This window comes from Kineococcus sp. GCM10028916 (assembly GCF_042674865.1).
GTDB lineage: Bacteria > Actinomycetota > Actinomycetes > Actinomycetales > Kineococcaceae > Kineococcus.
On record NZ_JBHTFM010000009.1, the window covers coordinates 42,393 to 54,548 of the forward strand.

Sequence of the window (12,156 nt, forward strand, 5' to 3'; positions counted from 1 at the left end):
GGGTGTCTGATGAGGTGCCTGAGGGCGGTGGTGTTTCACGTGAAACGCCACCGCCCTCCGTCGTTTCCGAGAGTTCCTCCGAGGTCCCGACCGAGGCGGTGTCACGCGTCTTCGGGGACCGCGCCGAGCGCGCCGCCGCTTACCGCGACCTCCTTGCGACGGCCGGTGTCGAACGGGGGTTGATCGGGCCGCGTGAAGTCCCGCGGCTCTGGGACCGGCACATCCTCAACTGTGCTTACCTCGGTGAAGTCATCGACGAGGGGTCGTCGGTCATCGACATCGGCTCCGGTGCGGGTCTACCAGGCATTCCGCTCGCCCTCGCCCGCCCGGACCTCCACATCCGCCTCGTCGAGCCGCTGGAGCGGCGCTACACCTTCCTCCGCGAGGCGATCGCCGAACTGGACCTCCGGGACCAGGTCGCGGTCGCGCGGGGTCGTGCTGAGGACGTGCGGGGTGAATTCTCCGCCGCGGTCGTCACCGCACGAGCCGTCGCTCCGCTCAAGACCCTCTACGGCTGGGCGCTGCCGCTCGTTGTGACCGGCGGACACCTCATCGCCATCAAGGGCCGGAGCGCCTCCGAGGAGATTGCCGCCGCAGCTGCGACCCTGCAGCAGATGGGCATCACGACGGCCCCCGAGGTGCTGAGCGTCGGACCCGATGACGGCACGGGGACGACCGTGGTGCGGGTGGCCCGAGGGCACGGCCCGCTGCGCGCCGCACCGGTACCTGGCGCGCCGGCCGCGGCGAAGCGTCGCCCCGGCAAGGGCAACCGGCGATGAGTGAGGGAGAGGGACGAGGAGTGGCACAGCTCGGCTGGTTCAGTAGCTCGCGACCGGCGGCGAACGGCTCGGGGCGCCTGGGGTGGTTCTCGGTCTCCTCCCTGATGCTCGATGAGCCTCAGGTCGTCGGTGTTTCACGTAAAACCGAGGTGCACGTCGATACCATCGACGTCGATGTTTCACGTGAAACCCTGCTCGTCGACGTTGAGCCTGTTGTGCCCGTTTCACGTGAAACCGAGCCGCAGTCAGAGTTGGTGGACGTTTCACGTGAAACGCCCACCGCTCCGCCCATCCTGACGACGGTGGAGACCCTCCCGGTACTCGACGAAGTCGACGAGCTCGAGGAAGCCGAGGAGGAGCTCCCCCCGGTTCCACGTGAAACACGGCGCGCGACCGTGTCGGAGCGCTTCCCGCTGCCGACGGAAACCCGTGTCATGACGATCGCGAACCAGAAGGGCGGCGTCGGCAAGACGACGACCGCGGTCAACATCGCCTCGGCACTGGCGGCGGCAGGGCTGAAGGTCCTCGTCCTCGACCTCGACCCGCAGGGAAACGCCTCGACGGCCTTGGGGATCGACCACCACCAGGACGTGCCCGGTGTCTACGAGGTCCTGGTCGAGGGCAAACCCCTGGCCGATGTCGTCCAGCGCTGCGACGAGGCTCCCGACCTCTGGTGCGCGCCGGCGACGGTCGACCTCGCCGGTGCTGAGATCGAGCTGGTCTCCATGGTCGCTCGTGAGATGCGTCTGCAGCGTGCGCTCGCCAAGTACCTGAAGGCGTTGGAGAAGGCCGGGGAACGGCGCATCGACTACGTCCTCATCGACTGTCCGCCGAGCCTGGGCCTGCTGACCATCAACGCCTTCGTCGCGGCTCCGGAGGTTCTCATCCCCATCCAGTGCGAGTACTACGCACTCGAAGGGCTGAGCCAGCTCCTGGCGAACATCGAGTTGATCCAGGAACACCTGAACCCGGACCTCGAGGTCACCACGATCCTGCTGACCATGTATGACGGCCGCACGCGGCTGGCCGCCCAGGTCGTGAACGAGGTTCGTCAGCACTTCGGACAGCAGGTCCTGAGGTCTCTCGTCCCCCGTTCGGTGCGGATCTCGGAGGCGCCGAGCCACGGTCAGACGGTGATGGCGTACGACCCGTCGTCTTCCGGTGCTCTGGCCTACCTCGAGGCGGCGCGTGAGATAGCCCAGCGTGGCGTCCACGAAACGGTCGCACCTGCAGGGGATGCTGCCGTGGGAGCGCCGCCCGCTGTGGCGGACCCGTGGGCGCGGTGGAGTGATGGAACGGGGACGCGACGTGGGTTCGCGTCGAAGGAAGGTGGAGCGTGAGCGACAAGCGACGTGGACTCGGCCGTGGACTCGGTGCCCTGATCCCCAGCGGTGGACCGACGACCTCGAGTCGGGTCGGCATGGGGACCGCCACGCTGCCCCCGGCGATGCGCACCGGTGGACGTCCGGTCGACCTCTTCTTCGACCAGCGCTCCGACGAGACCGACGCAGCGCCCGATGAGACGCCTGACGCGCCGGAGAGCCACGAGGAACGCGTCGGCGACCTCGCGGTCGTCACGACGGAGGAGGCCCCCGCAGAGGCGTCCCTGGAGCCGGAGATCACCCCGGAGGTCGAGGCCGAGCCCGCCCCGACCGACGCCACGACCGACGCCACGACCGACGCCACGACCGACGATGGCCTGGTCGACGTCCCCGGGGCGCGCTTCGCCGAGGTCCCCGTCACCGCGATCGTGCCGAACTCCCGTCAGCCCCGCACGGTGTTCGACGAGGACGAGCTCGCCGAACTCGTGCACTCCATCCGCGAGATCGGGGTGCTGCAGCCCATCGTCGTCCGGTCCTCGGACCCGGCGGAGGACGGCAGCCAGCGCTTCGAGCTCGTCATGGGTGAGCGTCGGTGGCGAGCCGCGACCGAGGCCGGCCTGGAGACCATCCCGGCGATCATCCGCGACACCGCTGACGACGACCTGCTCCGTGACGCGCTGCTGGAGAACCTGCACCGCAGCCAGCTGAACCCGCTCGAAGAGGCGGCGGCGTACCAGCAGCTGCTCGAGGACTTCGGCTGCACGCACGAGGAACTCGCCTCGCGCATCGGCCGCTCACGTCCGCAGATCAGCAACACGCTGCGACTCATGAAGTTGCCTCCGCTGGTGCAGCGCCGGGTGGCGGCGAACGTCATCTCCGCCGGCCACGCTCGTGCGCTGCTGTCGCTCGAGGACGGCGCGGCGATGGAGCGTCTCGCCCAGCGGGTCGTCGCCGAAGGCCTCTCGGTGCGCGCCGTGGAGGAGATCATCTCCCTCGGGGACGCGGACCACGAGCCGCGACGACGCAACCCCGCGCAGGCGCAGCCGGAGCTGGACGACCGCGCCTCCACGTTGGCGGACCGGCTCGACACCCGGGTGAAGATCAGCATGGGACGCACCCGCGGGCGCATGACGGTGGACTTCGCCGGCCTGGAGGACCTCGACCGGATCCTCCGCCTGCTCGACGCCACACCCACCCCCTGAGCACGGGCGGCGCGCCGGTGACCCCCCCACCCGACGCGCCGCCCGTAGCACGTCCGCAGGTCAGCTCCGGAGCGCGCTCTCCACGATGGAGCGGTACACGGAGTCGAGTTCCAGCCCCGCGGCCTCCGCCGCCTGCGGCAGCAACGACGTCTCGGTCATCCCCGGGGCGGCGTTCGCCTCGAGGAACACCGGGTCACCGGAGTCGGTGACGATGAAGTCGATGCGCGACAGGTGGCGCAGCCCCAGCGCCTCGTGCGCACCCCGGGCCGTTCCGGCCAGTCGCTCGGCGTCGTCGACGGACAAGCGGGCCGGTGCGAAGAACTCCGTGGTCCCGGCGGTGTAGCGGGCCGCGTAGTCGTAGGAGCCGCCGTCGGCGACGATCTCGACGGCGGGCAGGACCTGGACCTCCCCGTCGATCTCGACGACGGAGACGGCCACCTCCACCCCCGGGACATGCTGCTGGACCAGCGCGGTGTCGCCGTAGGCGAACGAGTCCACGACGGCGCGGGCGAGGTCCCGTGGTTCCCCGACGACGGCGACCCCCAGCGCCGAGCCTCCCCGGCTCGGCTTCACCACGAGCGGGAACCCGGCCCAGTCGGCGGCCGCGGCGAGGACGGGCTGAGCTCCGAGGTCGCGGAAGGTGGCGTGCGGCAGCGCGATCGAGGGCGGGACGCTGATCCCCGCCGCCGCGACGATGCTCTGCGCGATGGGTTTGTCCCAGGCCAGTCGACAGGCCCCCGGGCGGGCGCCGACGTAGGTGAGCCCGAGGAGTTCCAGGACGTCGCGCAGCGCGCCGTCCTCCCCGATCGCCCCGTGCAGCACCGGCCACACGACGTCGGGGCGTTGAGCGGCCAACGTCGGCAGCAGGTGCGCGTCCGCGTCGAGGACCGTCACCTCGCAGCCGGAGGAGCGCAACGCGTCCGCGACCCGGCGACCGGAGCGGAGGGAGACGTCCCGTTCGTGGGAGAGACCGCCTGCGAGGACGGCGACGTGCAGGTCGCGGGTCATGCCAGCTCCGGTCCGGGGTTGTCGTGGCCGGCTCGACCGGCGCGCGGGGTGACGGGGCCGAAGGTCTCGGCGACCTCCAGTTCGTCCTGCACGACGGCGGCGAGGCGGCGGACACCCTCACGGATCCGCTCGGCCGGCGGGAAGCAGTACGACAACCGCACCGACCGGCTGCCGCTCCCGTCGGCGTAGAAGGCGCCGCCGGGGACGTAGGCGACGCGGCCGGTGACGGCGCGCGGCAGCATCGCCTTCGCGTCGAGACCCTCGGGCAACGTCATCCAGACGTAGAACCCGCCGACGGGGCGCGTCCACGTCGCTCGGGGGAGGTGCGTGGCGAGGGCGTCCAGCATGGCGTCGCGCCGCTCGCGGTAGAGCTCGCGGAAGACCTTGACCTGGCCCATCCAGTCGTAGCTCGAGAGGTACTCGGCGATCGCGAACTGGCCGAAGGAGGTCGGGCAGAGGATCGCCGACTCCGAGGCCAGCACGAGCTTCTCCCGCACGGCGTGCGGCGCGACGGCCCACCCCACGCGGTAGCCCGGCGCGAACGTCTTGGAGAAGGACCCCAGGTGCACGACGTGCTCGGGGTCCATCGAGCGGAGCGCCGGCAGCGGGTCGCCGTCGAAGCCCAGCAGCGCGTACGGGTCGTCCTCGAGGATCAGCAGCTCGTGGCGTCGGGCGATGGCCAGGACCTCCCGCCGCCGTTCCAGCGAGAGCGTCACGCCCGCTGGGTTGTGGTGGTTCGGCACCGTGTAGAGGAACTTCACCCGCTTGCCCTCGGCCCGGAGGCGGACGAGGGCCTCCTCGAGCGCCGCGGGCTGCAGCCCGTCGTGGTCGAGGGGCACGTGCACGACCTGCGCCTGGTAGCTGCGGAACACCCCGAGGGCACCGACGTAGCTGGGCGCCTCGGCGAGGACGACGTCACCCGGGTCGAGGAAGATCCGGGACACGAGGTCGAGAGCCTGCTGGGACCCGGTCGTCACGACGATGTCGTCGGGGTGGGCCTCGATGCCCTGAGGGCGCATGACCTCGACGATCTGCTCGCGCAGCACCTCCTCACCCTGACCGGAGCCGTACTGCAGGGCCACGGCACCCTTCTGGGAGATCAACCGCGCGGAGATCTCGGCGATGGCGTCGAGGGGGAGCGCGGGCAGGTAGGGCATGCCACCGGCGAGCGAGACGACCTCGGGCCGGTTCGCCACGGCGAACAGCGCCCGGATCTCCGACGCGGTCATCGAGGCGGTCCGTTCGGCGTAGGCGGACCGCCACCGGTCCAACCTCCGGCCGGTTCCAGCCCCAGCCCCGGCCCCGGCCGCCGCCGACGCGGGGGACGCGTCACCGGGACTCGAGGGCGGGCGGTGCTGGCTCATGACGGCCTCCTGGGACACGGGTGCTGGGTGGACGAGTGCTCGTCGCACTCTCCGAGACTGCCACTTAGGATGCGTTCGACGCGTGGACGCAACGCGGACGCGTCGTCGAGACGCCGAGCGGAACTGGGGAGGCTGACGCCGGTGGGTCGTCGGATGGCGCCGTTGACGCTCGACACGCTCGCCGACCTGCCCAAGCAGTCGCGGCAGTGCGTCTTCTGGGAACTCGACGCCGAAGCCGCCCAGCGGGCCGCCGCGGCGGGGTACCCGGACTTCGAGAAGGAGGCCTGGATCTCCAGCGTCCTGCTGCAGTGGGGTCCGTGCGGACGGCTCGTCTACGTCGACGACCAGGCGGCCGGGTTCGTCATGTACGCCCCGCCGGTCTACTCACCCCGCTCGACGGGTTTCCCCACCTCGCCGGTCAGCGGTGACAGCGTCCTGCTGACGACGGGCTGGATCGAACCGGCCTTCCGGGGCGAAGGGCTGGCCCGGATGCTGCTGCAGGGTGCGGCGAAGGACCTGACCCAACGCGGGGTGAAGGCCGTCGAGGCGTTCGGCGGGGCGGCGGCGGCCGTCGGCGGTGACGGCAGCGAGGAGTCCCCGCACGACCACGGCGACCCCTGCGTGCTCCCCGCGCACCTGCTGGAGTCGGTCGGGTTCACCGTGGTGCGTCCCCACCACCGCTACCCGCGGTTGCGGCTGGAGCTGAAGACGGCGCTGAGCTGGCGCGAGGACGTCGAGGCGGCGCTCGAGCGGCTGCTCGGCAGCATCCGGGTCCAGACCCTCACCGGGGTGGCCCACCCCTGACAGCGGAGAGCGCCGGCCCCCACGAGGGGACCGGCGCTCTCCGCGAACGGGATCAGCCGACGAAGTCGTCGAGCTCCTTCAGCAGCACGGGCTTGGGCCGCGCGCCGATGATCGTCTTGACGACCTCACCACCGGAGTAGACGTTCAGCGTCGGGATCGACGTGACGCCGTACTTCGCGGCGATCTTCGGGTTCTCGTCGGTGTTGACCTTCACCACGGTGATCTTGTCCGCGTTCTCGGCGGCGATCTCCTCGAGGATCGGGGCGACCTGACGGCACGGGCCGCACCAGGGCGCCCAGAAGTCGACGAGGACGGGCTTGTCGGACTGCAGGACCTCGGCGTCGAACGTGTCGTCGGTGACGTGCGTGGTGCTCACGCGTACCTCCAGTGTCGTGGGGTGGGAAGGGGGGGGTCAGACCCGCGGCTGCGGGCGGTCGACGGTGTCGGAGTCCGCGACGTCGGGCGTCAGGGTCTCCTCGCGCGGGGGCTGCTCGTCCTGCGCGACGTCACCGCGGGCGGCGAGGAACTTCTCGGCGTCCAGGGCGGCCGAGCACCCCATGCCGGCGGCGGTGATGGCCTGCATGTACTCGTGGTCGACGACGTCACCGGCGGCGAAGACGCCGGGGAGGTTCGTGCGGGTGCTGCGACCTTCGACGAGGATGAACCCGTTCTCGTCCAGGTCGACCTGCCCCTTGACGAGATCGGTGCGCGGTTCGTGGCCGATGGCGATGAAGAGGGCGGTGGCCGCGATCTCGCTCGTCTCACCTGTCACGGTGTCCTGCAACGTGAGGCCCTCGACCTTGTTCTCGCCCAGGATGCCGGTGACGGCGGAGTTCCAGACGAACTTGATCTTCGGGTTGTCCTCGGCGCGCTTCGCCATGATGCGCGAGGCGCGGAGCTCGTCCCGGCGGTGCACGATTGTCACGGTGCGGGCGAAACGGGTGAGGAACGTCGCCTCCTCGACCGCGGAGTCCCCGCCGCCGACGACGACGATGTCCTGCTCGCGGAAGAAGAACCCGTCACAGGTGGCGCACCAGCTCACGCCACGACCGGACAGCCGCTTCTCGTCCGGGAGGCCGAGCTGACGGTAGGCCGAACCGAGCGCGAGGATCACCGCGTGGGCGCGGTAGGTCTCACCGGAGCCGGTGACGACCTCCTTGACGTCGCCCTCGAGGCGGACGTCGACGATGTCGTCGGTGATCAGCTCGGCGCCGAACCTCTCGGCCTGCTGGCGCATGTTGTCCATCAGGTCCGGGCCCATGATCCCTTCCGGGAAGCCCGGGAAGTTCTCGACCTCGGTGGTGTTCATCAGCGCACCGCCGGCCGTCACCGATCCTTCGAAGACCAGCGGCCGCAGTTCCGCACGGGCGGCGTAGAGCGCCGCGGTGTAGCCCGAGGGGCCCGAACCCACGACGATGACTTCGCGGATCTCGTTCGTGGTGGCGTCGCTCACCTGTGCGGACCTGCTTCCTCGATCGGTGCCGACCCCGCGGTCACGGGGCTCCGGCGTTGCTGCTTCTTCAACCGATCGTAGGGGTGCGCTGTTCCCGGCGCCGAACCCTCACACCACGCTCAGGAGCCGTTCGGGAGGGGCACGTCGACCCGGCTGTAGGCGGGGTCTCCGGGGACGCAGTCGAGGGCCACGACGACGACCTCGGCCCCGTCGGTGGTGGTGTGGACCACGAGGGCGGCCGGTGTGGTCCGCCAGGTCGCGATCTCGACGGCGAGGACGGAGTCCGGGTCGACCCCGAGGCTCTTCGTGCAGGCCAGGGCCTTCTCGGCGGCCGGGCGTTGCGCCGGGTCGCTCGTCGCGGACTCCGTGTCCTGCGGTGCCATCAGCGTCGTCCGCCCCTTGTCGGCCGCGTCCAGGCCCGGGGTCGCGTCGGGCGCGGAACCGCCGGAGGGGGCGCCCTCGTCGAGGGTGTCCTCGGCGAGGTCCTGCACGGCGGTGGCGTCGGTGTAGTCCTTGCCGCTGAGCAGCACCTTCGCCGACGGCGGTACGGACTCGCCCATCGCCACCGAACCGGCGTCGGCGCTCGAGGAGGACGCCCCGGACAGCGAGTGGTCCTGCGAGAGCCAGAAGCCGCCGCCACCGACGACCACGACCGCGGCCGCCGCGGCCAGCAGCCGGGGCCACCGCGACGGGCGCCGACGGGCGGCCAGCGAGGCGACGGGGGTCTCGAGGCGTGCGGCCGCGAGCGCCGCGTCGAGGCGGGCCACGACGTCGTCGGGCATCGGACCGAGGTCGGCCGCTCCGCGCAACCGGTCACGGACCCGTTGCTCCTGGGGGCTCAGCACCTCGTCCTCGGTGCTCTCCTCGAACTCCTCGCTCACCGCGGACCTCCTCCCGTCTCCCGAACTCGACCAGGGGTGTGACGTCGTGCGACGTTCAACGGTTCCCCGCGCTCACACGCGATCGCCGAGGAGCTCGGCCAGGGTCACCCGCCCGCGCGAACACCGCGACTTCACCGTGCCCACCGCGACGCCGAGGATCTCGGCGGCCTCGGCGACCGGGACGTCGTACATGTCGACGAGGACCAGAGCCGCCCGCTGGGCCTCGGGGAGGCGGGCGAGGGCGCGGGTGACGTCGAGCCCGGCCTCCACGTGCGGGGTCGCGTCCTCGACGACGGCCAGCGCCGCCCCGGTGCGGGCGTTCTCGTCCCCGCCGGGACCGACCTCCTCCTCGAGGGGACGGGTCGGGCGGACGGCCCTGCGCCGGGCCCGGTCGAGGCAGGCGTTGACGACGATCCGGTGCAACCACGTCGTGACGGCGGAGTCGCCGCGGAACCGGTCGGCCGCGCGCAGGGCCGAGACGAGGGCGTCCTGGACGGCGTCGGCGGCCTCCTCGCGGTCGCCCGTCGTGCGCAGCGCCACGGCCCACAACCGGTCGCGGTGCCGGCGGACGACCTCGCCGAAGGCCTCCGGGTCCCCCGCGACGTGCGCGGTGAGGAGTTCCGCGTCGGTGCGCGGGTCCACCGGCGCACCGGTTCCCGCCGGGGTCACGGTGCCGGGGTGGGGATCGTCCCCGTGACGGCGATCTCGGCCACGCGGGCCCGGAAGACGCCGTCGGTCGTCGGGAGTTCGGTGAACCAGACGACGAGGTAGCGGCTGCGGACCGGCTGCGCGGGGGTCAGCGTCTGCGCCCCGCCGGCCGGGGCGCTCGCGACGGGTGCGGAGCCGTCGAGGGCCGGGCCGGGAGCCGTCAGCAACGACACCGACCCGCCGTCACCGCCGTCGGTGAGCTGGACCTGGCTGACGTCGGCCTCGACGCCCAGGTCGAGCACGAGGCCCATGCCGTCCTTGAGGCCGGCGAACGTCGCGGAGTTGTAGCGCTGGCTCTCCCACGCCGTCCCCGGGTCGCCGTCGACCGCCCGCGGAGCCGTCGCCGAGGACTCCCCGCCGCCCTGCGGGTCGAGGGCGGCGATGGAGGTCACGGGCAGCACGATCGGCGTCACCGGCGGCGGGGCGGCGGCACTGGGCGAGACCGCGGGGGCGCTCGTCGCGGCGGGCGCCGAGGTCGTCGCGGGGGCCGGGGCACTGGAGGCACTGGTCGGGATGGCGGGCACGGCGATCCGGCTCAACTGCCACAGCGCGAGCACCAGCCCGACGACGATGACCGCGCCGACGATGGCCAGCACCAGGCGGGAGTCGTCGCGCGGGGGTCGGGCGGTGGTGTGCGGGCGGGTGAACGGGACGGGCGGCTCCTCCTCGGGGACCACCTCGTCGCGGTTCTTCAGCCGACCCCGGAACTCCTTGGTCGCGGCCTCGCCGCGCATCCGGCGCAGGGTCTCCTCCCAGGGCGCCATCGTCCACGGCGCGAGCTGCAGGGCGAGCTCCGCGGGGTCGCGCGGACCGTCCTCGTGCGGGCCGAACGTGACGCTGCACAAGGTGTCCAGGTCGTTCGGGACGTCGGGGCGGATGTCCTTGGGCGGCAACGGTTGACCGTCGGCGGTGGGAGACTGCGGGAGGCCGGCGTGCGGGGCCAGCGACTCCAGCGCGGGCCAGCGCGCGACGAGGCCGGCGTAGACGAGCGCGACGAGCGCGACGGCGTCGGCGCGGTTGGCCAGCACCGCCGCGCGAGCCGGGGAGAGCGCGGGCGGGTCGATCTCGAGGGCCGCCTCGATCCCCACACCGCGGACCCGCACGACCCCGTCGGGGCCGAGGACGACGTCGTCGGGGGTGAGGCGGGTGTGGTGCAGTCCCCGGCGGGCGGCGACGTCGAGCGCGGAGGCGACCTCGCCGACGAGGGCGCGGACGGCGGCGGGCTTCATCGGACCGGACCGCAGCAGGTCGCTCATGGAGCGCCCCTCGACGAACTCCTCGACGACGAAGACCGTGGCGGTGCCGTCGGCGGCGGTCAGGTCGGTGCCCGCGTCGAGGATGCGGGGGATGCGCGGATCGGTGATCATGGCGGCGCGGCGGGCGGCGTCGAGGAACTCCTCGGCCCGGGCGTCGGCGGCGGGCAGCGTGCGGACGCGGACAGGCCGGTCCAGCGTCAGGTCACGACCGCGGAACTCCCGCGTCCCCAGCTCGGTGGCGACCGACAGCTCCCGGTCCAGGGCGTAGCGGTCGGCCACGAGCTCGTCGCCCGCGTTGCGGCCTACCCCGTCCAGACGTACCCCCCGGTGACCCGTGCGTGATCGCGAGGCCGCGTGCGCGGTCCCGGGCACCATGCTAGGGCGCGATCGGTACGGGACGGTCCGGGCGCGCGGACCGGCGTCCCGGGACCGAGCATGTGACCGTGAACTCCAGCCGAACCTCCCGTGGCCTCCTCGGTGGACTCGCCGCCGGTGCCGTGGGCACCGCGGTCCTGAACGCCGTCACCTACGCCGACATGGCCTGGCGGGGACGTGACGCCAGCACCGTGCCGGCGGACACCGTCGAGGCGCTCGCCGATCACCTCGGTCGGCCCGTCGGTGGGTCCGCAGCCCAGCGCGGCAACCGGCTCACCGCACTCGGGGCGTTGTCCGGCACCGTCGCCGGGCTGGGCGTCGGTGCGCTCGTCGGCACCGCCCGCGCGGCGGGGCTGCGACTGCCCCGCGGGGTCGGTGCGGTGGTCACCGGGGCCGCCGCGATGGCCGCCACCGATCTGCCCGCCGCCGCCCTCGGGGTCACGGACCTGCGGGAGTGGACCCCGCAGGACTGGGTCTCCGACGCCGTGCCGCACCTCGCGTTCGGGGTCGCCGCGCACTCCACGCTGCGTCTGGTCGACCCGGGTGTCCGCCGGGGCTCGACCGCCGTCGTGGACCGGCCCGCGAAGGCCTCCGCCGGTCTCGTGGCGCGCTCGGCCCTGCTCGGGGTGGCCACCGGCGGCCGCAGTTCGCTCGGGTTCGCCGGACCCGCGCTGACGGGGTCGTCGTCACCCGCGAAGGTCCTCGCTCTCGCCGGGCTCGGGTTCGAGCTCTACCAGGACAAGCAGCCCGCCACCCCGAGCCGGCTGTCCGCCGCGGGGCTGCCCGCGCGGATCGCCTCCGGGGCCGGGGGTGCCGTGGCGCTGGCTCGTCGTGAGCACCGGCGGGTGGCGCTGCCCGTGCTCGCCGGGGCGTTCGGTGCCGTCGTCGGGTCGATCGCGGGAGCGTCCTGGCGGTCCTGGGCCGGCGAGTTCGTCCCGGACTGGCAGGCCGCGGTCGTCGAGGACGTCGCGAGCGTGACCCTCGCCGTCCTCGCGTCCCGGTGA

Annotated in this window: 12 protein-coding genes; 5 read left to right on the plus strand and 7 right to left on the minus strand. The window is 72.6% G+C overall.

The features are described from left to right. The first annotated feature begins 14 nt into the window (after window positions 1-14). Genes rsmG through ACFQ46_RS10880 form a run of 3 tightly spaced genes read left to right on the plus strand, consistent with a single transcriptional unit; the run spans window position 15 to window position 3,303 of the window. Window positions 15-779 carry a 16S rRNA (guanine(527)-N(7))-methyltransferase RsmG gene (gene rsmG, locus ACFQ46_RS10870; protein ID WP_380259587.1) on the plus strand — a complete coding sequence of 255 codons (765 nt, stop codon included), beginning with the start codon at window positions 15-17 and terminating at the stop codon, window positions 777-779. 20 nt (window positions 780-799) lie between these two features. Next, window positions 800-2,119 carry a ParA family protein gene (locus ACFQ46_RS10875; RefSeq protein WP_380259514.1) on the plus strand — a complete coding sequence of 440 codons (1,320 nt, stop codon included), beginning with the start codon at window positions 800-802 and terminating at the stop codon, window positions 2,117-2,119. Further along, on the plus strand, window positions 2,116-3,303 hold the full coding sequence (locus ACFQ46_RS10880) for a ParB/RepB/Spo0J family partition protein (protein WP_380259515.1): 1,188 nt from the start codon (window positions 2,116-2,118) through the stop codon (window positions 3,301-3,303). The genes ACFQ46_RS10875 and ACFQ46_RS10880 overlap by 4 nt, the downstream gene beginning before the upstream one ends. Before the next feature lie 60 nt (window positions 3,304-3,363). On the opposite strand, the gene ACFQ46_RS10885 is transcribed toward ACFQ46_RS10880, so the two are convergent. Both ACFQ46_RS10885 and ACFQ46_RS10890 read right to left on the minus strand, forming a co-directional pair. Continuing rightward, window positions 3,364-4,311, minus strand: coding sequence for a D-alanine--D-alanine ligase (locus ACFQ46_RS10885; RefSeq protein WP_380259516.1), 948 nt, complete (start codon window positions 4,309-4,311; stop codon window positions 3,364-3,366). Further along, window positions 4,308-5,675, minus strand: a complete 1,368-nt coding sequence (locus tag ACFQ46_RS10890) for a PLP-dependent aminotransferase family protein (RefSeq protein ID WP_380259517.1) — start codon at window positions 5,673-5,675, stop codon at window positions 4,308-4,310. The genes ACFQ46_RS10885 and ACFQ46_RS10890 overlap by 4 nt, the downstream gene beginning before the upstream one ends. 141 nt (window positions 5,676-5,816) lie before the next feature. Here ACFQ46_RS10890 and ACFQ46_RS10895 point away from each other — a divergent pair, with 141 nt between their 5' ends. Continuing rightward, the gene (locus ACFQ46_RS10895) at window positions 5,817-6,479 is read left to right on the plus strand and encodes a GNAT family N-acetyltransferase (protein WP_380259518.1); all 663 of its coding nucleotides are present in this window, start codon (window positions 5,817-5,819) and stop codon (window positions 6,477-6,479) included. Between the two features lie 52 nt (window positions 6,480-6,531). Here the strand turns inward: ACFQ46_RS10895 and trxA are convergent, their stop codons facing one another. The 5 genes from trxA to ACFQ46_RS10920 form a co-directional block, all read right to left on the minus strand. Continuing rightward, the gene (gene trxA / locus ACFQ46_RS10900; RefSeq protein WP_328293673.1) at window positions 6,532-6,855 is read right to left on the minus strand and encodes a thioredoxin; all 324 of its coding nucleotides are present in this window, start codon (window positions 6,853-6,855) and stop codon (window positions 6,532-6,534) included. Between the two features lie 36 nt (window positions 6,856-6,891). Then, window positions 6,892-7,932: a thioredoxin-disulfide reductase gene (gene trxB, locus ACFQ46_RS10905; protein WP_380259519.1), complete on the minus strand. Its 1,041-nt coding sequence runs from the start codon at window positions 7,930-7,932 to the stop codon at window positions 6,892-6,894. A 119-nt stretch (window positions 7,933-8,051) separates the two neighbouring features. After that, window positions 8,052-8,813, minus strand: coding sequence for a hypothetical protein (locus tag ACFQ46_RS10910; RefSeq protein ID WP_380259520.1), 762 nt, complete (start codon window positions 8,811-8,813; stop codon window positions 8,052-8,054). 72 nt (window positions 8,814-8,885) lie between these two features. After that, the gene (sigM, locus tag ACFQ46_RS10915) at window positions 8,886-9,482 is read right to left on the minus strand and encodes an RNA polymerase sigma factor SigM (protein ID WP_380259521.1); all 597 of its coding nucleotides are present in this window, start codon (window positions 9,480-9,482) and stop codon (window positions 8,886-8,888) included. Beyond that, a complete protein-coding gene (locus tag ACFQ46_RS10920; protein ID WP_380259522.1) occupies window positions 9,479-11,056 on the minus strand; it encodes a hypothetical protein in 1,578 nt (525 codons plus the stop codon). Before ACFQ46_RS10920 ends, sigM begins: the two co-directional genes overlap by 4 nt. Window positions 11,057-11,220: 164 nt before the next feature. Here ACFQ46_RS10920 and ACFQ46_RS10925 point away from each other — a divergent pair, with 164 nt between their 5' ends. After that, window positions 11,221-12,156 (plus strand): hypothetical protein, encoded by a 936-nt coding sequence (locus ACFQ46_RS10925; protein WP_380259523.1) that lies wholly within the window; start codon window positions 11,221-11,223, stop codon window positions 12,154-12,156.